This window comes from Bradyrhizobium sp. KBS0727 (assembly GCF_005937885.2).
In the GTDB taxonomy this organism is placed as follows: Bacteria; Pseudomonadota; Alphaproteobacteria; order Rhizobiales; family Xanthobacteraceae; genus Bradyrhizobium.
In genome coordinates this window covers 2,761,664-2,782,034 of record NZ_CP042176.1, presented here as the reverse complement: position 1 = coordinate 2,782,034, position 20,371 = coordinate 2,761,664, and the positions used below count along the sequence as shown (strand labels likewise).

21 protein-coding genes and 1 riboswitch are annotated in these 20,371 nt (G+C 64.7%); of the genes, 14 read left to right on the top strand and 7 right to left on the bottom strand.

Translation table 11 applies throughout. The annotated features are described in order from the left end of the window. From cbiE to cobF, 7 genes are all read left to right on the top strand, one after another. Positions 1-1,206: a precorrin-6y C5,15-methyltransferase (decarboxylating) subunit CbiE gene (gene cbiE, locus FFI89_RS12605; protein WP_138836958.1), complete on the top strand. Its 1,206-nt coding sequence runs from the start codon at positions 1-3 to the stop codon at positions 1,204-1,206. Beyond that, entirely contained in the window at positions 1,203-1,571 is a 369-nt protein-coding gene (locus FFI89_RS12600) for a cobalamin biosynthesis protein (RefSeq protein WP_138836956.1), read from the top strand. The genes cbiE and FFI89_RS12600 overlap by 4 nt, the downstream gene beginning before the upstream one ends. Then, positions 1,568-2,350 carry a precorrin-4 C(11)-methyltransferase gene (gene cobM / locus FFI89_RS12595; protein WP_138836954.1) on the top strand — a complete coding sequence of 261 codons (783 nt, stop codon included), beginning with the start codon at positions 1,568-1,570 and terminating at the stop codon, positions 2,348-2,350. The genes FFI89_RS12600 and cobM overlap by 4 nt, the downstream gene beginning before the upstream one ends. Continuing rightward, positions 2,350-3,675, top strand: a complete 1,326-nt coding sequence (locus FFI89_RS12590) for a cobyrinate a,c-diamide synthase (RefSeq protein ID WP_210249149.1) — start codon at positions 2,350-2,352, stop codon at positions 3,673-3,675. Before cobM ends, FFI89_RS12590 begins: the two co-directional genes overlap by 1 nt. After that, positions 3,672-4,397 (top strand): uroporphyrinogen-III C-methyltransferase, encoded by a 726-nt coding sequence (gene cobA / locus FFI89_RS12585; protein WP_138836950.1) that lies wholly within the window; start codon positions 3,672-3,674, stop codon positions 4,395-4,397. The genes FFI89_RS12590 and cobA overlap by 4 nt, the downstream gene beginning before the upstream one ends. A 17-nt stretch (positions 4,398-4,414) precedes the next feature. Continuing rightward, positions 4,415-4,635, top strand: a riboswitch (cobalamin riboswitch). A 54-nt stretch (positions 4,636-4,689) separates the two neighbouring features. Then, entirely contained in the window at positions 4,690-5,367 is a 678-nt protein-coding gene (locus FFI89_RS12580; protein ID WP_138836948.1) for an energy-coupling factor ABC transporter permease, read from the top strand. A gap of 61 nt (positions 5,368-5,428) precedes the next feature. Next, positions 5,429-6,196 (top strand): precorrin-6A synthase (deacetylating), encoded by a 768-nt coding sequence (cobF, locus tag FFI89_RS12575; protein ID WP_138836946.1) that lies wholly within the window; start codon positions 5,429-5,431, stop codon positions 6,194-6,196. Between the two features lie 334 nt (positions 6,197-6,530). On the opposite strand, the gene FFI89_RS12570 is transcribed toward cobF, so the two are convergent. Genes FFI89_RS12570 through FFI89_RS12560 form a run of 3 tightly spaced genes read right to left on the bottom strand, consistent with a single transcriptional unit; the run spans position 6,531 to position 8,691 of the window. After that, positions 6,531-7,367, bottom strand: coding sequence for an SDR family NAD(P)-dependent oxidoreductase (locus FFI89_RS12570; protein WP_138836944.1), 837 nt, complete (start codon positions 7,365-7,367; stop codon positions 6,531-6,533). A gap of 54 nt (positions 7,368-7,421) precedes the next feature. Beyond that, complete coding sequence (locus FFI89_RS12565; protein ID WP_138836942.1) at positions 7,422-7,985, bottom strand: carboxymuconolactone decarboxylase family protein; 564 nt, start codon at positions 7,983-7,985, stop codon at positions 7,422-7,424. After that, a complete protein-coding gene (locus FFI89_RS12560) occupies positions 7,963-8,691 on the bottom strand; it encodes a TetR/AcrR family transcriptional regulator (protein ID WP_138836940.1) in 729 nt (242 codons plus the stop codon). Before FFI89_RS12560 ends, FFI89_RS12565 begins: the two co-directional genes overlap by 23 nt. Positions 8,692-8,849: 158 nt before the next feature. Here FFI89_RS12560 and FFI89_RS12555 point away from each other — a divergent pair, with 158 nt between their 5' ends. Together FFI89_RS12555 and FFI89_RS12550 are read left to right on the top strand one after the other, a co-directional pair. Then, the gene (locus FFI89_RS12555; RefSeq protein ID WP_138836938.1) at positions 8,850-10,064 is read left to right on the top strand and encodes an ABC transporter substrate-binding protein; all 1,215 of its coding nucleotides are present in this window, start codon (positions 8,850-8,852) and stop codon (positions 10,062-10,064) included. A gap of 18 nt (positions 10,065-10,082) precedes the next feature. Then, on the top strand, positions 10,083-10,973 hold the full coding sequence (locus FFI89_RS12550) for an MBL fold metallo-hydrolase (RefSeq protein ID WP_138836936.1): 891 nt from the start codon (positions 10,083-10,085) through the stop codon (positions 10,971-10,973). A gap of 9 nt (positions 10,974-10,982) precedes the next feature. Here FFI89_RS12550 and FFI89_RS12545 read toward each other — a convergent pair whose 3' ends face one another. Continuing rightward, on the bottom strand, positions 10,983-11,843 hold the full coding sequence (locus tag FFI89_RS12545) for an alpha/beta fold hydrolase (RefSeq protein WP_138836934.1): 861 nt from the start codon (positions 11,841-11,843) through the stop codon (positions 10,983-10,985). A 13-nt stretch (positions 11,844-11,856) separates the two neighbouring features. Continuing rightward, a complete protein-coding gene (locus FFI89_RS12540) occupies positions 11,857-12,906 on the bottom strand; it encodes a hydroxyacid dehydrogenase (RefSeq protein WP_138836932.1) in 1,050 nt (349 codons plus the stop codon). A gap of 294 nt (positions 12,907-13,200) precedes the next feature. On the opposite strand from FFI89_RS12540, the gene FFI89_RS12535 reads away from it, so the two are divergent. From FFI89_RS12535 to FFI89_RS12525, 3 genes are all read left to right on the top strand, one after another. Beyond that, complete coding sequence (locus FFI89_RS12535) at positions 13,201-13,770, top strand: thiamine pyrophosphate-binding protein (protein ID WP_138836930.1); 570 nt, start codon at positions 13,201-13,203, stop codon at positions 13,768-13,770. Positions 13,771-13,778: 8 nt separating this feature from the next. After that, positions 13,779-14,393, top strand: coding sequence for a thiamine pyrophosphate-dependent enzyme (locus FFI89_RS12530; RefSeq protein WP_138836928.1), 615 nt, complete (start codon positions 13,779-13,781; stop codon positions 14,391-14,393). A gap of 105 nt (positions 14,394-14,498) precedes the next feature. Beyond that, on the top strand, positions 14,499-14,861 hold the full coding sequence (locus FFI89_RS12525) for a VanZ family protein (RefSeq protein ID WP_138839201.1): 363 nt from the start codon (positions 14,499-14,501) through the stop codon (positions 14,859-14,861). Positions 14,862-14,944: 83 nt separating this feature from the next. Here FFI89_RS12525 and FFI89_RS12520 read toward each other — a convergent pair whose 3' ends face one another. Together FFI89_RS12520 and FFI89_RS12515 are read right to left on the bottom strand one after the other, a co-directional pair. Beyond that, positions 14,945-15,334: a DUF1236 domain-containing protein gene (locus FFI89_RS12520; protein WP_138836926.1), complete on the bottom strand. Its 390-nt coding sequence runs from the start codon at positions 15,332-15,334 to the stop codon at positions 14,945-14,947. Between the two features lie 170 nt (positions 15,335-15,504). After that, on the bottom strand, positions 15,505-17,634 hold the full coding sequence (locus FFI89_RS12515) for an acetate--CoA ligase family protein (protein ID WP_138836924.1): 2,130 nt from the start codon (positions 17,632-17,634) through the stop codon (positions 15,505-15,507). 218 nt (positions 17,635-17,852) lie between these two features. Here FFI89_RS12515 and FFI89_RS12510 point away from each other — a divergent pair, with 218 nt between their 5' ends. Next, positions 17,853-18,548, top strand: coding sequence for a GntR family transcriptional regulator (locus FFI89_RS12510; RefSeq protein WP_168213155.1), 696 nt, complete (start codon positions 17,853-17,855; stop codon positions 18,546-18,548). 60 nt (positions 18,549-18,608) lie between these two features. Then, positions 18,609-20,351, top strand: coding sequence for an oxalyl-CoA decarboxylase (oxc, locus tag FFI89_RS12505; RefSeq protein WP_138836922.1), 1,743 nt, complete (start codon positions 18,609-18,611; stop codon positions 20,349-20,351). The last annotated feature ends 20 nt before the right edge of the window (positions 20,352-20,371 follow it).

The following is a 20,371-nucleotide window of genomic DNA, read 5'->3' as shown; positions in this document are numbered from 1 at the left end:
ATGTCTGACTCCTCCACTCGGCTGGCGGCCGATCCCTGGCTCTCGATCATCGGTATCGGCGAAGATGGCCTTACGGGTTTGTCCCAATCAAGTCGAGATGCGCTGGCGAAAGCGGAAATCGTCTTCGGCGGCCCGCGCCACCTCAGGCTTGCCGAGATCGACGCGCGCGGCCGCCCCTGGCCGGTGCCGTTTTCGGTTGACCCGGTGCTGGACTGCCGTGGCCGGCGGGTAGCGGTTCTGGCGTCCGGCGATCCGTTCTGGCACGGCGCCGGCGGCAGCCTTGTGGCACAGCTTGCGCATGGCGAATGGATCGCCTTTCCCGCAGCCTCCACCTTTTCGCTGGCTGCGGCGCGACTGGGCTGGCGACTGGAAGAGGTCGCCTGCCTCGGCCTTCACGCCGCGCCGTTTGAAACGTTGCTGCCCCATCTGGCGCCGGCGCGGCGTGCGATATGTCTGCTCCGTGACGGCAACGCCGCCGGCGACCTGGCGGCGTGGCTGACCCAACAAGGTTTCGGCGCTTCATCGCTATGCGTGATGGAGTCGCTCGGCGGCACCGGGGAGCAAATCCGCACGACGCAAGCCGCAGGCTTCGACCTCACCGAGGTCGCCGCCCCGGCCGCGGTCGCGATTTCGGCGGCGGGCGCCGCGGGGCTGCCGCGAACATCGGGGTTGCCGGACGACGCCTTCGTCCATGACGGTCAGATCACCAAGCGTCCGATGCGGGCGCTGACGCTGTCGGCGCTGGCGCCGCGGCCGGGCGAGATATTGTGGGATATCGGCGCGGGTTCGGGATCGATCTCGGTGGAATGGTGTCTCGCCGGCGGCCGCGCGTTCGCGATCGAGACACGATCCGACCGCGTTGCAAATATTCGGACCAACGCCGCAGCATTCGGCGTCGCGCATGCCCTGACGGTGATCGAAGGAACGGCGCCGGCGGCGCTCGAAACATTGCCGTCTCCGAATGCCGTCTTCGTCGGTGGCGGCAACGACCAGTCGCTGTTCGATGCGCTGTGGGCGATGATCCCTGCGGGAACGCGGCTGGCGGCCAACGCGGTGACGCTGGAAACCGAAGCGCTGCTGCTTTCGGAACAGAGCAAGCATGGCGGCGAGCTGATGCGCATCGAGCTTGCGCAAGCGGCGCCCTTGGGGAGCATGCGCGGCTGGGTTCCCTCGCGTCCGCTGGTGCAATGGAGCGTGGTGAAATGAAAATCGCGGGCATAGGCTTTCGCGAAACGGCCGGGATCGACTCGCTGCGCAGCGCATTGATGGCGGCCGGCGGGACCGATGGCGTGATGGCGCTGGCCACGGTCGCCGAGAAGGCCGAAGCCGTGGCACTGCTCGCGCTCGCCGCGGAATTACAGTTGCCGATCCGGGCCATCACGCCGGGCGCGCTGGCCGCGGTGGAAACCGAGACCTGGTCGGAGCGCGTGGCCGCGCGTTTCGGCATCGGCAGTCTTGCCGAAGCCGCCGCGCTGGCAGCCGCTGGGCCCACGGCACGATTGCTGGGTCCCCGCGCGGTATCGGCCGACGGCATGGCGACGGCGGCGATCGCGGAAGGAGACGGCGAATGACGGTGCATTTCATCGGCGCCGGCCCGGGCGCGCCTGATCTCATCACCATCCGTGGCCGCGACCTGATTGCGTCGTCGCCGGTATGCCTGTTTGCCGGCTCGCTGGTGCCGAAGGCGCTGCTGAGCCACTGCCCGGCCGGCGCCAAAATCGTCGATACCGCGCCGATGTCGCTCGACATGATCATCGCGGAAATCGCCGAGGCCCATGCCGCGGGGCATGATGTGGCGCGGCTGCATTCCGGCGACCTGTCGGTCTGGTCGGCGATGGGCGAGCAACTGCGCCGGCTGCGCGCGCTCAACATTCCCTATGACGTCACGCCCGGCGTTCCCTCCTTCGCCGCCGCGGCGGCGGCGCTCGGCGCCGAACTCACGTTGCCCGGCGTCGCGCAATCGGTGGTGCTGACGCGCACCTCGGGCCGCGCGTCGGCGATGCCGGAGGGCGAAACGCTCGCGGCGTTTGCCGCTACCGGCGCGACGCTGGCGATCCATCTGTCCGTGCACGTGCTGGATAAGGTAATCTCAGAACTCACGCCGCATTACGGCGCCGACTGTCCCGTCGCCGTGGTCTGGCGCGCGAGTTGGCCTGACGAGCGCATCGTCATGGCGACGCTCGCGACACTCGATGCTGCCATAGCCGGCGTCATGGAGCGCACCGCGCTGATTTTGGTCGGGCGCGCGATAGGCGCGCAGGAGTTCGACGAAAGCCGGCTTTATGCCGGCGACTACGACCGCCGCTTTCGTCCCGTCGGCATCGATCCCCGTTTTCCGGAGGGCGCGTGATCCCGCCGGGCCTCGTCATTTCCGCGCCCGCTTCGGGTACGGGCAAAACCACCTTGATGCTGGGCCTGCTGGCGGCGTTTCGCGCGCAGGGACTTTCCGTGCAGCCCTTCAAGTGCGGACCTGACTATATCGACCCGGCGTTTCATGCCGCGGCGTCCGGCCGTGCTTCGCTCAACCTCGATAGCTGGGCGATGCAGCCGTCGCACCTTGCCGCTTTGATGCAAGCCTCGGACGGCGCCGATCTGGTGTTGGCCGAAGGCTCGATGGGACTGTTCGACGGTGTCGCCACGTCTGGTGAAACAGGAACCGGCGCCAGTGCGGATATCGCAGCCCTTGCAGGCTGGCCGGTGGTGCTGGTGCTCGATGTATCCGGCCAGGCGCAATCGGCGGCGGCAGTCGCGCTCGGCTTTGCCACCCTGCGCAAGGATGTCGCGCTCGCCGGCGTCGTACTCAATCGCGTGGCGAGCCCCCGGCACGAGGCGCTGGCGCGGGCCGGCATGGAAGCTGCTGGCATTCGCGTGCTCGGCGCGTTGCCGCGGCGGGAGTCGGTCGCGCTGCCGGAGCGCCACCTCGGCCTCGTGCAGGCCGAGGAGCAACCTCGCCTCGCGCAGATCCTGGCCGAGATGGCATCTTTCATTGCCGCGCACGTGGACTTGACGGCGCTGCGTGCGTTGGCGGCGCAGACGCCAACGGCAGATGCGGCAGCACGCCAAAATATCTCGCCGCCGGGCAATCGGGTGGCGCTGGCGCGTGACGCGGCCTTTTCCTTTATCTATCCGCATTTGCTGGCGGGATGGCGCGCGGCGGGCGCGGAGATTCTGCCGTTTTCGCCACTGGCGGACGAATCGCCGGACGCATCGGCCGATGCCTGCTGGCTGCCGGGCGGATATCCGGAGTTGCATGCCGGGCGACTGGCGGCTGCAACCCGATTCCGTTCGGGACTGCGAAGCTTTGCCGAGACCAGGCCTGTCCATGGCGAGTGCGGCGGCTACATGGCGATGGGCGAGTGCCTGATCGACGCCTCCGGTGCACGACATGAGATGGCCGGCTTCTTCAAGCTCACGACGTCGTTCGAGAAGCGGCGCATGCATCTCGGCTATCGCCTTGCGCAGCTGGTATCGCCGATTCCCGGTCACCGCGAAGGCGCCCGGTTGCGGGGGCATGAGTTCCACTACGCCAGCATCCTCGAACACAACGACGCGCCGCTCGCGCGGGTCGTCGATGCATCGGGCGCCGCGGTGCCGGAAACCGGATCGAGCAAGACCTTCGACGGCGGCGGCCGCGCTACTGGTTCGTTCTTTCACCTGATCGCGGAGGCGACATGACCGGCTTTGTGTCCTTTGTCTCCTCCGGCCCCGGCGATCCCGAGCTGCTGACGCTGAAGGCGGTGGCGCGGCTGCAGGCCGCCGACGCCGTGCTGTTCGACGACCTGTCGTCAGGCCCGATCCTCGCGCATGTCCGCGCCGGGGCCGATCTGGTCAGCGTCGGCAAGCGCGCCGGCCGGGTGTCGCCGCGGCAGCAGCATGTCAGCCGCCTCTTGGTCGATTATGCGACGACGCATTCAAAGGTGGTGCGCCTGAAATCCGGCGACGCCGGAATATTCGGGCGGCTGGAAGAAGAAATCGAGGCGCTGTCGGCGGCCGGTATCGGCTACGAAATCATTCCCGGCGTCACCTCGGCCTGTGCCGCGGCGGCCGCGGCCGGCATGCCGCTGACCCGGCGGCTGAAGTCACGTCGGGTGCAATTCGTCACCGGCCACGACGTCACCGGCGCACTTCCCGAAGAATTGAATTTCGTGGCGTTGGCCGACCCGTCGGCGACAACAGCCGTCTTCATGGGCAAACGCACCTTTCCGGAACTGGCACGGCGGCTTGTCGCATCTGGTTTACCGGCAAATACGCCGGCCATGCTGGCCGAATCCGTTGGCCATCCCGACCAGCGCCTGACGCGCGCGACGGTGGCCGAACTGGCCGACCTGATGGCGACTGAGGACAGCAGCACCCCTGCCTTGATCCTGTACGGCGCACTTGCCGCCGGCCGCCCTTGACTTGGCCTGAGGCCGGTGACAACGCTAGCGATGACGGTTCCCCGTGGCCTTAAAAAGCCGAAGGGATGAAAAGGGAATGCGGTGAGGCCTAGCCATCAGGCGCCGAATCCGCGACTGCCCCCGCAACTGTAAGCGGCGAGCCGCCCCGGAAAATACCACTGGCCCATCTCGGGCTGGGAAGGTCCGGAGCGGCGACAACCCGCAAGTCAGGAGACCTGCCGTCCGGTGCACGTTGCACCAAAACTGCCTCGCTACACCAACCGCCGTCGGGGAAGACGGCACGGAGGACTTCATGCATATCGAACCCGGTCTCGTCGACAGCAGCAAAATCGTACTGAGTTATGCGACTGCCGCCGCAGCAGGTGCAGTTGCCCTCAGGTCCGTCGTCCGTTCGCTCGGCGAAAAGGGCCCGGTATCGCTGCTCCTGCGCAGCGCGATCGCAACCGTCTGCGTTTTCATCTTCTTCGAGGTCATGCCGCATTTTCCGGTCGGCGTATCCGAGGTGCATTTCATCCTGGGCTCGACCTTATTCCTGATCCTGGGCGCCGCGCCTTCGGCGATCGGGCTGGCAACTGGCCTGCTGATTCAGGGATTGTTCTTTTCGCCGATCGACCTGCCGCAATATGGCATGAACGTCACCACGCTACTGGTTCCGCTGTTCGCGCTTCACGCGCTGGCTGGACGGGTGATCGCGCCCGGTACCGCCTATGTCGACCTGAAGTACAGCCAGGCGCTGACGCTCTCGACCGCCTATCAGGGCGGGGTGGTGGCCTGGGTGGCGTTCTGGGCGATCTACGGCGCGGGTTTCAGCGCCGCGAACCTGTCCTCGGTCGCAAGCTTCGGCGCCGCCTACATGGCCGTCGTCCTGATCGAGCCGCTGGCCGATCTCGCGATCCTGGCCGCAGCCAAGTCGTTGCATGCGCTGCGCGGCTCGCCGCTGGTGACGCAGCGGCTCTACCACGCCGCCTGATTCGAGGGCGCAAAGAACCAACGCGGCCGCCATGTCGGCCGCGTTTTCATTTGGGAGCCAGATGATCGAACTTCTCCTGGTGGGCATCGGCACCGGCAACCTCGAGCACCTGACGCTGCAGGCGATCCGGGCGCTCAACGCCGCCGATCTGATCCTGATCCCGCGCAAGGGCGCGGACAAGGCCGACCTCGCCGATCTCCGCCGTTCGATCTGCGCCGAGGTAGTAACGAATCCCGCCGCAAGAATTGTGGAATTCGACCTGCCCCGCCGCGACCAGAGCAACCCCGACTATCGCGGCGGCGTCGATGACTGGCACGACGCCATCGCCGATGTCTGGTCCGATACGATTCAATCCGAACTTGCAGGCGGCGGAACGGTAGCGCTGCTGGTCTGGGGCGATCCAACGCTCTACGACAGCACGCTGCGGATTGCCTCGCGCCTGAAACCCGCGCCGAGGGTGCGGGTGATCCCGGGCATCACCTCGATCAACGCCTTGACCGCATCGCATGCGATTCCACTGAATGAAATCGGCGCACCGTTTCTCGTCACCACCGGTCGACGGCTGCGCGAGGGCGGTTGGCCTGTAGGCATCGATACGCTGGTGGTGATGCTCGATGGCGACTGCGCCTTCCAGCATCTCGATCCCGCTGATGTAACCATCTGGTGGGGCGCCTATGTCGGCATGCCCCAGGAGATCACGCTTGCCGGCCCGCTGGCAGAAACAGGTCCGCGAATCCTGAAGGCCCGCACGCAGGCGCGCGAGACCAACGGATGGATCATGGATGTCTATTTGCTGAGACGCACAAGCGCCACGACGGAATGGAAATAGTCGCTGCGATGTGAACTCTGGATATCAGATCGCTTACGCGCCCGCGGCCGGCAGGCTGGCGGCGGCGATAGCGACGATCTGGGACAGCCGACGCCCGATCCGGGAGGGCGCGCCGCGCAGCAATGAACGAAGCTGTTGCATCTCACATCTTCCATCTGCGCCGGTGGAACAAGGTTCCAGCGATAGGCGCACTACGGAAAATGGGCTTGCGCGGCCAACTAGTCGAGATGTCAGCGAAAATAGCAATGAGCGCTTCGTCCGGGTCCCCGTGGGCAGTGGGTTTATTGCTACAATGGACCCGACGGCGGAGGAAATTTTCTCCCCGGTTTCCGGCCTATAGACCCGTGATTCCGCTGTCGACCGCCAGCGTCTGCGCGTTGACGTAAACGCTGTCGTCGGACATGAAAAACAGCACGGCGTAGGCGATCTCCCATCCCGTCGCCATCCGCCCGAACGGCGCCCCCGATGCGCTACGCGACGGCCGGCCGGCGCTGGTGTGACGGCCCAGCGGCGTATCGACCAGGCCCGGGCAAACGATATTGGCGCGGATACCGCGCCGGGCGCCTTCCTTGGCGACATTGCGCATCAGGCCGCCTAGCGCCGCCTTCGACGTATCGTAGGCGACCAGCCGCGAGCCGGAGCGAAGGCCGGCGATCGACGAGATGAACACGATCGACGAACCCGGGTCGAGGTGCCGCAGCGCCTTGCGGCAGCAGAGCATCGGCCCGGTGAGATTGACCGCGAAGGTGTCGTTCCATTCCCCGAGGTCGACGCCGTCGATGCCGAGCGCGCCGATCCCGATGCCGACATTGAGCACCATGCCGTCGAGGCCGCCGAGGCCATCGATTGCCTCTTCGATCATCCGGTTCACATCGGCTTCGCCGGCGATGTTGGCCTCGATGGAAAAGGCGCGGCCGCCTTCACGCGCGATGCGCCCGACGGTGTCGTCGGCGCTGGCGCGGTTCATGTCGGCCACCGCGACATGGGCCCCTTCCCTGGCGAACACCAGCGACATTGCCCGGCCGTTTCCAACCGGATCGGTCTCGGCGTCGAAAGTTCGCTGCCCGCCGCCGACCACCAGAATGCGGCGGCCCTGAAGCCTGCCGCGGCCCGGCGCCTCGCCTTTGGATTCCGCGCTCAGCTCGCGGACGTACCGTATCTTGTCTGACATTTTTTTCACCTCGTGTCGGGTTGGGCGCGGCTCGCGCAGAATGAGCAAGGCGGCTTACGCGGTTGCCGGCTTCTTGCCGACGTTGAACACGGTCATGCCGGCCGACGGATCGAGATCGGTCTCGGTTGCTTCCGTCAGTCGCGCCATCATCATGTAAAATCCGATCGCGACAATCGATTCGACGATTTCCTGATCGCTGAAATGCTGGCGCATCGGCGCAAAGATCTCGGCGGGAACGCGAACGTTCTCGATCACTTCGCGCCCGAACGACAGCAGCGCCCGCTCGGCCGCATTGAACGCGCGGTTCTCGTAGTTATTCTGCGCCAGCGCGTCGACCTGGGCCTGCGTCACGCCGACGCCGAGCGCGATCGGGACGTGCTGACGCCACTCATAGGCGCCGCCTTCCAGCTGGGCTGCCTGCAGGATCAGCAATTCGCGGTTGACAGCGCTTAGCTTCTGGCGATGCAAGATCGAATTGCCGAGCCGCATCGCCGGGATCATGTTGGCTTCGGCATGCGCCATCATGCGAAAGATGTTCAGTTTGACCGGCATCCTGTCAAAGGAAGCGCGGATGTCTCCGGTGGTCTGCTCCGGGTCAATCAGGGGTATCCTTGCCACGCGTCTCTCCCTTGGCTTTTCTTGGTTTGGTTTTTGCGTTGCCCGGCTTTGCCGCGGCGACCCCGTCGATATCCCTGACCGCGAGCAAGGACAGGAAAAATGCGAGGAAATGATCGACGGCCTCCATCACCTTGCCATGGGCCGACGGCTGCGCGCCCATCACAAAGTGTTCGAGGCGAATGAAGATCAGACCGGCCGCAAACAGCCGCGCCATCTCGCGCGGATCCGTGGTCGAGATCAGGCCGGCGAGCGCAAAACCGCGAAAATAGTCCGTCATCAGGCGCTGTTCGCGCGAATAGAACTGGTCGGCGAATTTTGCGCGAATGCCCGGCACGCGGTTGCGTTCGGCCGTGATGACCTTCTGGAACTGGTGCTCGCGCGGGTCCGACCATTGCGCGACGAGGTCGAGCGCAAACTGCCGGCAGAACGCGGCCGGCTGTTGCCGAAGCTGCCGATAGCGCGGCGCCTCGAGCCGACTCGCCGAACTGGCCGGCCCGTGCTCGCTGACGATCGCCTCCAGGATCGCGGCCTTGCCCGGAAAATGGTTGTAGAGGCTGCTCTCGCGGACACCGACCCGGCGCGCCAGTTCGCGCATCGAGGCGCCGCCGTAACCACTCTCGGCAAACAGATTCAGCGCCTCGGCGAGAATGCGCTCGCGGGTCGAGGGCGCCGCCGGCTCGGCCGTGCTGGAAGCGGGTGCGATCATGCACGTTGACTAACGAACGCTCGTTCGATAGTCAACAGACGAACGATCTGTTGACTAACGAACGCTCGTTCGATAGTCAACAGACGAACGATCGTTCGTTCGTACTCGTCAACGATTTGGAGCCGCCCGAAGAGGCGGAACAACAGGGAGAAGTACCGATGCGCCGATTTCCCGGAATCCAGCTACCCGCCCTTGGCGTCGCGCTGTCGATGCTCGCCGCCATTTCTGCGCAAGCGCAGACGCCGGCGAAATACGATCCCGGCGCCGACGACAAGACCATCAAGATCGGAACCACGGCGCCGCTGAGCGGCCCGGTTTCCGCCTTTGCGCAGATCGCCAAATCCGCCGAAGCCTATTTCAGGAAGGTCAATGCGGAGGGCGGCGTCAACGGGCGGCAGATCCAAATGATCATCGCCGACGATGCCTACAGCCCGCCCAAGACCGTCGAACAGACCCGACGCCTGGTCGAGAGCGACGAGGTGCTGCTGATCTTTGGCGGGGTCGGAACGCCGACCAACAGCGCCGTGCACAAATACCTCAACGACCGCAAGGTGCCGCAGCTTTTCCTCGGCTCCGGCGGCGCCAAGTGGGACGATCCGAAGAATTTTCCATGGACCGTGGGCTGGCAGCCGACCTATCGCGACGAGGCGCTGGCCTATGCCAAATACATCAAGGCCAGCCATCCGAACGCGAAGGTCGCGGTGCTCTATCAGAACGACGACCTTGGCAAGGACTATCTGAAAGCCCTCGAAGAGGGCCTGGGCGGCGGCGAGCAGATCGTTGCCAGGGCGCCTTATGAGACCACGTCACCGACCGTCGATACCCAGATCCTGACGCTCAAGAGCAGCGGCGCCGATGTCGTGCTGGTGGCGGCGACGCCGAAATTTGCGGCGCAGGCGATCCGCAAGATCGGCGAAATCGGCTGGAAGCCGGTCACGATCATCTCGAACGTCTCGGCCTCGATCAGCGGCGTGCTGGAGCCCGCCGGCCGCGACAATTCGACCGGCGTGATCTCCAGCCAATATCTGAAGGACGGCACCGATCCCGGCCTGAAGGACGATGCCGGCTACAGGGAATGGCTGGCCTTCATGGACACGTACCTGCCGGACGCCAACAAGACCGACTGGCTCAACGTCTACGGTTACACCATCGCGCAGACACTGGTCGCGACGCTGAAGGCTGCCGGCAATGATCTTACGCGTGCCAATGTCATGAAGCAGGCGACCAGCTTGAAGGACCTTCGCCTGCCGATGCTCATCAACGGTACCGCGGTGAACAACTCGCCGGACCGCTATACGCCGATGACCGTCCTGCAACTGATCCGCTTCGACGGGACGCGCTGGGTCGGCTTCGGCGAGTTGCTGCGGAACTGATCAGCGGAAGACAGTCCAATGCGACAACTCACCATCGGTGACATGCGGATCGACCGACTGGTCGAAATACCAGCCCTGCCGCTCGACAAGGAGTTCCTATTTGCCAATGTCACCGACGAGGTGATCGCGGCCAATCGCGACTGGCTCGATCATCGTTATATCGAGCCGGAGACCGGCCGCTTCATTCTCAGCCACCATTCCTATGTGGTGCGCACGCCGCGCTGGACCGCCATCGTCGATACCTGCTGCGGCAATCACAAGGAGCGCCCGGGCCTGCCCTTCTGGCATCGGCTCAACCAGCCCTATATCGAGAACATGGCAGCGCTCGGCGTGCGCCCCGAGGACGTCGATTTCGTGATGTGCACCCATCTGCATGTCGATCACGTCGGCTGGAACACGCGGCTGGTCGACGGACGCTGGGTCCCGACCTTCCCCAAGGCGCGCTACCTGATGGGACGGACGGAATACGACCATTGGGACCGGCATCACCGGAAGAATCCCGGACGCGCGGTCAATCGCGGCTCGTTCGAGGACTCGGTGCTGCCCGTCGTCGCCGCCGGACAGGCCGAATTTGTCGACAGCGACCACTGCGTGTTCGACGACCACGAGGCCACCTTCCGTTTCGTTCCGGCGCCCGGCCACACCATCGGCAACATGATGATCGACCTCCGCGGCGGCCACGATCATGCCGTCGTGTCCGGCGACGTGATCCACCATCCGATCCAGTGCGCGGCGCCCTGGCTCTCGAACGCCGCCGATTTCGACCTTGAGATGGCGCGGAACACGCGCGTCAAATTGCTCGAACAACTGGCGGATACGCCGAGCATCCTGCTGCCGGCGCATTTTCCGGCGCCGACGGCGGGCCGGGTGATCTCGAACGGATCGGCCTTCAGGTTCGCGTTTCTGTAAGCACTCTGCTCAGGCCGGCACGCCGAGAAACCGCCGCAGCGCCGCCAGCACTTCATCGAGCCGGTCGTGATGGAGCCAGTGCCCGGCGCCCGCGATCTTCAGCATCTCGGCCTGCTTGAAATGCGCCAGCAGGCCGGCGGCCTCCGGATCGGCCAGGAAACTTTCGCTGCCCCACATCAGTAGGGTCGGACAAGCGATGCGCGACCACAGGCCGATATAGTCGTTCGGCGACAATCGATACGGCGCCCTCGCCCGCTGGTAATGATCGAACTTCCAGCGATAGAGACCATTGGCGTGCTGCCGGACGCCGTGGCGTGCCAGATGCAGCGCCTGCTCCGGCGTCAGCCGCTTGTTGCGCCCCGAAAGCCGCTGCGCCGCTTCGTCGATCGTCTTGAAGGCGCTGGGTTCGTGCTGTCCGATCCGCTCGAGCTGCTTGATCCAGCGCGACATCTGTTCGTCGATCGGCGCGGGACTGGCGTAGGACAGGAAGGTGCCGTCCAGCACGGCCAGCCGCGACACCCGCTCGGGGAACGTTCCGGCATAGGCCTGCGCGACCATGCCACCCATCGAATGGCCGATGATGGCGGCGTCCTTCAGCCCCGCGATGGCGATCAGGCGCGTGAGGTCGACGACATTGTCGGCGAGACCATAGCTGCTTCCCTTGGCCCAATCGGAATCGCCGTGCCCGCGCAGATCCGGGGCCACGATGTGAAAATGCGGCTGCAATGCCCGCGCGATCGCATCCCAGTTGCGGCAGTGATCGAGCCCGCCATGGATCAGGAGCAGCGGCGGCGCGGCCGCGTTGCCCCAGTCGGCATAATGCAGCCGCAGTCCCTGGGACTCGTAGAAACGGGCTTCTGGTTCGGCCATGCCATCCACGACCCTATTTCGGCGCAAACCCGAAGGTCCGCTCGAAACGCTTCGCGTAAGCCGGCCATACTTCGGGGTTGATGACGCGCGGCGGCCGCTTGCCGTCGAGCGCATCGAGGATTTGCTCGGCCGCGATCCGGCCCATGTTCTCGCGCGCTTCCTTGGTGACGCCTGCCGTATGCGGGCTCGCCAGCACGTTGTCGAACTGCAGCAGCGGGTGCTCCGGCGGCGGCGGCTCCTTGTCCCAGACGTCGAGGCCGGCGCCGGCGATACGTTTTTCGCGCAGCGCGTCGTACAGCGCCTTCTCGTCGTGAATGAAGCCGCGCGCGGTGGTGATGAAGAACGCATGCGGCTGCATCAGCGCGAACTGGCGCGCGCCGATCATGCCGCGATTGTCCTTGTTCAGCGGACACGAGATCGACACGAAATCCGAGCGACGCATCAGGTCGTCGAGTTCGACCTTCTCCGCGCCCCGTGCGGCGATTTCCTCGGCGCTCAGGAATGGGTCGTAGGCGATCACCTTCATGTGCAAGAGGCCCTTGCAGAGCTCGGCGATGCGGCGGCCGACATTGCCGATCCCGACGATGCCGATGGTCTTGCCCTTGGCTTCGTTGCCCATCAGCGCATTGCGATTGACATTGGCATCGCGCCGCAGCGCGCGGTCGGCTTCGAGGATGCGCTTCGACAGCGTCAGCAGCATGCCCAGCGCATGCTCGGCGACTGAATTGGCGTTGCCGCCGGATTGATTGACGACCAGCACGCCCGCCGCCGTGCAGGCGTCGACGTCGACGGGGTCGAAGCCCGCGCCGTTGGAGGAAACGATCAGGAGGTTGGGCGCCCGCTGCAGCAGATCCCGATGGACGTGGAAATGCGGCGCTAGCTCATCGCGCGCCGCCCCGATCTGATAGGCATGCGCCGCCGACAAAATCGGCGCCGAGACCGCATCGGGGCTCTCATTCTCGAGCCGGTCCAGCCGGACGTCGGGACGGGCCTTGATGATTTCCTCGTAGACCGGGTGGGCGAGATATTTGACGTAGAACACGCGCTTGTTGTTGACGGTCATTTTGGCTGGCAACTTTCAGTTCGGAAAACCACGGCGTTTTGCGGGGGTGGCGGCGGGGATCGGCTGCGGCGTCGGCTAAAGCGACGGCAAAGCAGCCGTCCGGAACCATCTGGCCATGGCGCCCTCCCCGTGTTGTTCATTACTTCTCGTTTCACATGGTGGCATGCCGACGGCATCGGCAAGTCAGCAGATCACGGTAACGCGAGAGCATGTTGACAATCCCGCCGCGAACGTCAAGTTCGGCGCTCGAACGATGCGCGAACGAAACATCGTCGCGGGTAAAGGGAGACCGAGATGGCGGTTGCCGAGGCACATACGTCGCCCCAGAGCGCGCAGGAAAAGGCGCAAGAAACCACCTGGCACGGCATCGTGCTGGAGGCGCTCAAACGCAACGACATCAGGCTGGTGCCCTACGTTCCCGATCGCGTGTTGACCACGCTGATCAAGAACGTTCACGCCGATCCGTTTTTCACCACCTTTCCCACCGCCCGCGAGGAAGAAGCGGTCGGCATCGTCTCCGGCGCCTGGATGGCCGGCATGCGCGGCGCGGTGCTGATGCAGACCTCCGGCTTTGCCACGCTCGCCAATATCCTGGCGTCGCTGGCGATCCCCTACCAGATCCCGCTGATCATGTTCGTGTCCGAACGCGGCACGCTCGGCGAATTCAACTACGGCCAGTCGCTGGTGTGCCGCACCATGCGCCCGGTGCTGGATAGCCTGGCGATGGAGCATCACACCTGCACCCGGCTCGACGAATTCGAGTTCATCGTCGACCGCTCGATCAAGCAGGCCCTCACCACGCAGGCGCCGGTGGCGCTGATCCTCTCGCCGCTCCTGACCGGCGGCAAAGTCTTCGACAAGTGAGCGATCTCATGAACACCGCCGCCGACAATCCCGCCCGCAATACCAAGGTCATGAACCGGTTCGATCTCACCTCGCGGCTGGTCGCGAAGCTGAAGAACGAGGAAGCCGTGATCGGCGGCATCGGCAACACCAATTTCGACCTCTGGGCCGCCGGTCACCGGCCGCAGAATTTCTACATGCTCGGCAGCATGGGCCTCGCCTTCCCGATCGCGCTCGGCGTGGCGCTGGCGCAACCGCAGCGCCGTGTGTTCGCGCTCGAGGGCGACGGCTCGCTCCTGATGCAGCTCGGCTCGCTGTCGACGATCGCGACGCTTAAACCGAAGAACCTGACCATGGTGGTGATGGACAACGGCATCTACCAAATCACCGGCGCACAACCGACGCCGGGTGCCGCGGTCGCTGACCTCGTCGCCATCGCGGTCGCGAGCGGGTTAACCAACAGCGCCTGGGCCGCGGACGAGGAAGATTTCGAACGCCTGATCGAGCAATCGATGTCGGCCTCGGGCCCGACCCTGATCGGCGTCCGGATCGACGACAAGCCCGGCACCGGAACCACCCGCCGTGATCCCGTGCAGATCCGCGAGCGCTTCATGCACGGCATGGGCGTGCGGGAACCGCTGTAAAATTTGCTCTGAGCAGCCGAAGCTCCGGGCAAATTAACCACACAGTGTTGCAGGCTCGCATGAGCGGATTATCCGTCACGCGAAGTGTGCTATCCGATCGCGATGATCACGATCCTTCTCAGGGTGTTCGCCTGGTGTCTTGCCGCCGCTGTCGCCTTTGCGACGCTTGGCCCACCCGGGTACCGGCCCCATTCCAACCTCGGACAGGACGGCGAGCATGCGCTGGCCTTCGTGCTGCTCGGGCTTGCCTTCGGCCTCGCTTACACAAGCAACCGGTGGCTGACGGCCGTCGTTGCCGTCGGGCTCACCGGCCTGATCGAGATCCTGCAATTCTGGGCGCCCGGACGGCATGCCCGCGTGGAAGACTTTGTTGTCGATGCGCTGGCGGCCTGCGTCGGGCTTGCGATTGCCGCAGCGCTGGACTGGATCTTCCGCCGAACCCGGCAAACCGGCGCCAGCCCTTCCTGATACGACGATCCCCGCGGGACCAATGTCCCGCGAGGATCGATCATCAGTCGATCATCCCGATCATCATTCGATGATCCCGATCATCATTCAATGATCTTGATGACCCTGCGCGTGCGCGGCTCCACGATCACGCGGCGATCGTTGACGACGGCATAGCGATATTCGGTGTGCCTCGGCACCGGCCGCAACTCGACGGCCGGCGGCAGCGGCTCGCCGACGACGACACGCTCACGTACCGTCACCGACGGCGTCCGCTCTGATGTCACCGACGTGATCACCGCGTTCGGAATTTCCACGGCCGCACCAACTGCAGCACCCACGGTGCCGCCGACGATCTCGCCGACCGGGCCCGCCACCGAGCCGCCCGCGGCCGCGCCATTGGCGGCGCCGGTTGCCGTGGTGGATTGCGCGAAGGCCGCGCCCGAAGTCAGCAGCGAAGCCGCAAGCAGCGAAACAGCAAAACGATTGTTCATCATGTCCTCCGGTAAATTGACGATGCGTTTCAACCGTCGGACGCGCGAGAATGTTCCGGTTCCTTCTGCCGCTTATGGCGTCACGGCAGCGGTTCCGGCGGTTCCGGTTCCAAACAAAAATGCCGCCGGAAACCCCGGCGGCATCTGCGCAACATCGCGCGTATGGATCGTTACAGCAGGCCCGCGCCGCGTGCCCACTTGTACTTGGCGCCCAGCACCTCGACCGGCAGTTCGGTCGAATAGGCGTAGGCCGGAATGCCGTTCTGGTAGAGATATTCGGCGGCCTCCTCGACCTCGACGTCGCCGGCCAGCGAGGCGACCATCGGCTTCACGAAGCCCTTGGCCTCCATCTCCTTCTTCACTTCGACCATGTTGCGCGCGAACACCATCGGCGGCGTCACGATGGTGTGCCAGTAGCCGAGGATCAGCGCATGGATACGCTCATCCGACAGCCCGAGCTTGACGGTGTTGACATAGGTGATCGGCGGTTCGCCACCGGTGATGTCGACCGGATTGCCGGCCGCGCCGAACGGCGGGATGAACTTGCGGAACGCGGCGTCGAGATCCGGCGGCATCGCCATCAGCGACATGCCGTTGTCGACCACCGAGTCCGAGAGCAACACGCCGGAACCGCCGGCGCCGGTGATGATCAGGATGTTCTCGCCCTTCGGCGTCGGCAGCACCGGAACGCCGCGCGCGAATTCGAGCAATTGCCGAAGTGAGCGGGCGCGGATCACGCCGGACTGGTTGAACACGTCCTCGTAGATCTTGTCGTTGCCGGCGAGCGCGCCGGTGTGCGACGACGCTGCCTTGGCGCCGGCCGAGGTGCGGCCGGCCTTGAGCACGATCACCGGCTTCTTCTTGGAGACGCGCTTGGCGGCTTCCGCGAAGGCGCGGCCGTCCTTCAGGTCCTCGCAATGCTGTGCGATCAGGTTGGTGTTGGGGTCCTGCTCGAAGAAGGCGAGCAGATCGTCCTCGTCGATGTCGGACTTGTTGCCGAGGCCGACGATCGCGGAGACGCCCATCTTGGCCGAGCGCGAGAAGCCGATGATGGCCATGCCGATTCCGCCGGACTGCGACGACAGCGCCGCCGAACCCTTGACGTCGTAGGCGGTGCAGAACGTGGCGCAGAGATTGGCGGGCGTATAGTAGAAGCCGTAGATGTTCGGCCCCATCAGGCGGACATTGTACTTGTTGCCGATCTCGACGATCTCGGCCTGCAGTTCAGGGGCGCCCGCTTCGGCAAAGCCCGACGGAATCAGCACGGCGCCGGGAATTTTCTTCTCGCCGCACTCGACCAGGGCTCCGGCGACGAACTTTGCCGGAATCGCGAACACCGCGGTGTCGATCACGCCGGGCACGTCCTTGACGCTCTTGTAGGCCTTGTAGCCCAGGATCTCGGCAGCCTTCGGGTGGATCGGATAGATCTCGCCCTTGTAGCCGCCGTTGATCAGGTTCTTCATCACGGAGTTGCCGATCTTGCCGTCCTCGGCGGAGGCGCCGATCACGGCAACGCCCTTCGGCTGCATGATACGGTTCATCGCGACGACGATTTCCTCGGTCGGGCGCGGCGCCGGACGCGGCTTGTAGTCGAAATCGACGACGATGCGCACGTCGGCGGCAATCGCGTCCTTCTTGGTGGCGAACACCGGGTTGAGGTCGAGCTCGACGATTTCGGGGAAGTCGCTGACGAGTTGCGACACCTTGACGATGACGTCGGCCAGCGCGTCGCGGTTGACGGGATCGCCGCCGCGCACGCCCTTCAGCATGTCATGGGCCTGAATGCCGTCCAGCATCGACAGCGCGTCGTCCTTGGTCGCGGGCGCAAGGCGGAAGGTGATGTCTTTCAACACCTCGACCAGCACGCCGCCGAGGCCGAACGCCACCAGCTTGCCGAACGATCCGTCGGTAATGGAGCCAACGATGACTTCGGTGCCACCGGCCAGCATCTGCTGAACCTGGATGCCTTCGATCTTGGCGTCAGCCTTATACTTCTTCGCATTGGCGAGAATGGCGTCGTAGCTCTTCTCGGCATCCGCCGCGGTCTTGACGCCGACCACGACGCCGCCGGCCTCGGTCTTGTGCAGGATGTCAGGGGAGACGATCTTCATCACCACCGGGAAGCCCATGGCGACCGCGAGCTTGGCGGCCTCGGCGGCGGATTTGGCCACGCCCTCCTTCGGCACCGGGATTCCGTAGGCGTCGCACACCAGTTTGCCTTCAGGCGCCGTCAGGCTGGTGCGCTTATCCGCTTTGACCGCATCGAGAACCTTGCGGACGGCATCTTTGGAATTTGACATTGGCTTCCTCCGGGGGGACGTCTATTTTATGGCATTTGGTATGCCAGCGGAGCTATTGTCAAGCCGCATGATCTTGTGGAAACGCTGAAAACACGGGCAACTTGACATTCTGGTATTTGGTATGCCAAAAATCTAAAGGTAATCTTCTGCTACAAGATGTCTCCCATGGATGGAGACGAATCGTGCCCGCACGCAAACAACCCAAGGCTTCGCCTGTTATGCCCGAGGCAGATATCGCGATCGTTCGGATTGCGCCTGAGACCAGCTTCAAGACCAAGGCCTATGAGGCCTTGAAGGAAGCTATTCTCAAGATGGACATCTATACGACGCCCGAGCAGGTGATGCTCGACGAGCGCGCCTTGTCGGAACGCCTCGGCGTCAGCCGCACCCCCATTCGCGAAGCCATCGCGATGCTGGAGCAGGACGGCTTCGTCAAAACCGTGCCGCGCCGCGGCATCGTGGTGGTCCGCCGCACCAAGACCGAGATCGTCGACATGATCCGCGCCTGGGCGGCCCTCGAGAGCATGGCCGCGCGCCTGATCACGACCACCGCGCGCAAGAAGGACATCACGGCGCTGCGCGACTTCTTCAAGGATTTCGGCAAGGACCGCCTGCCGCAGGATCACGTCGAGGAATATTCCAAGGCCAATATCGCCTTCCATCAGGCGCTGATCTCGCTGTCGGAATCGCCTGTGCTGGTCGACATGACCAACGACATCCTGCTGCACGTGCGCGGCTACCGGCAATTGACCATCGGACGGACGGATCGCACCGCGACTTCACTGCCCGAGCATATGGGCATCATCGAGGCGCTGGAAGCGCGCGATACCGAGCTCGCCGAGAAGCGCGCACGCGATCACACGCTCGGCCTTGCCGCCTATGTCGAGGCGCACGGCCAAGAACTTTTTACCTAAAGAAGCAACTTCGAAGACGATCAAACTCGTCCGAACCAAAGCGATCAGGGAGAGAAACCGATGCTGAACACCGCGACCAAGACCGAAGCACCGGGCTCCGAGCAAGAGCTGCAAGGGGAACTAACGGACGGCTTTCATCTCGTCATCGACGCGCTGAAGCTCAACGGCATCAACACCATCTATGGCGTGCCGGGGATTCCGATCACCGACCTCGGCCGCATGATGCAGTCGGCCGGCATCCGCGTGCTGTCGTTCCGTCACGAGCAGAACGCCGGCTATGCCGCGTCGATCGCCGGCTTTCTGACCAAGAAGCCCGGCGTCTGCCTCACCGTCTCGGCGCCCGGCTTTCTCAACGGCCTGACCGCGCTGGCGCATGCCACCACCAACTGCTTCCCGATGATTCTGATCTCGGGTTCCTCCGAGCGCGAAATCGTCGACCTGCAGCAGGGCGACTATGAAGAGATGGACCAGCTCGCGGTTGCCAAGCCGCTGTGCAAAGCGGCGTTCCGCGTCCTCCATGCCGCCGACATCGGCATCGGTCTGGCGCGTGCGATCCGCGCCGCGGTGTCGGGCCGTCCGGGCGGCGTCTATCTCGATCTGCCCGCAAAGCTGTTCGGCCAGGTGATGGATGCGGCCGCCGGCGCCAAGTCGCTGGTCAAGGTAATCGACGCCGCACCGGCGCAGATTCCTGCTCCGTCCGCCGTCAAGCGCGCGCTTGATGTGCTCAAGGGCGCCAAGCGTCCCCTCATCATTCTCGGCAAGGGTGCGGCCTACGCGCAGGCCGATGACGACATCCGCGCCTTCGTCGAAAAGAGCGGCGTGCCGTTCCTGCAGATGAGCATGGCCAAGGGCCTGCTGCCGGACACCCATGCGCAGTCGGCGGGTGCCGCACGCTCCACCGTGCTGAAGGACGCCGACGTCGTCATGCTGATCGGCGCCCGTCTCAACTGGCTGCTCTCGCACGGCAAGGGCAAGACCTGGGGCGAAGCCCCGAAGAAGTTCATCCAGATCGATATCGAGCCGAAGGAAATGGATTCCAACGTCGAGATCGTGGCCCCGGTGGTCGGCGATATCGGCTCCTGCGCGTCGGCATTCTTGGAAGCCATGGGTGCCAACTGGTCGCCCGCCCCGGCCGACTGGCTCGCGACGGTTGCCAAGAAGCGCGACGAGAACGTCGCCAAGATGGCGCCGAAGCTGATGAGCAACGCTTCGCCGATGGATTATCACGGCGCGCTCGGCGCGCTGCGCACCATCGTCAAGGAACGGCCCGACGCGATCTTCGTCAACGAAGGCGCCAACACCCTCGACCTCGCCCGTGGCGTCATTGACATGTACAAGCCGCGCAAGCGGCTCGACGTCGGCACCTGGGGCGTGATGGGCATCGGCATGGGCTATTCGATTGCCGCGGCGATCGAGACCGGCAAGCCGGTGCTGGCGGTCGAAGGCGACTCGGCGTTCGGTTTCTCCGGCATGGAGGTCGAGACCATCTGCCGCTACAAGCTGCCGATCTGCATCGTCATCTTCAACAATGACGGCATCTATCGCGGCACCGACGTCAACTCGGCAGGCTCCGATCCGGCGACGACGGTGTTCGTCAAGGGCTCGCGCTACGACAAGATGATGGAGGCCTTCGGCGGCGTCGGCGTCAACGCGACCTCGCCCGACGAACTGAAGCGCGCCGTCAACGAAGCGATGGATTCCGGCAAGCCGACGCTGATCAACGCGGTGATCGATCCGGCGGCAGGCTCTGAGAGCGGCCGGATCGGCAACCTCAATCCGCAAAGCGTGCTGAAGAAGAAGTAATTCGATCATACCCCAATCCA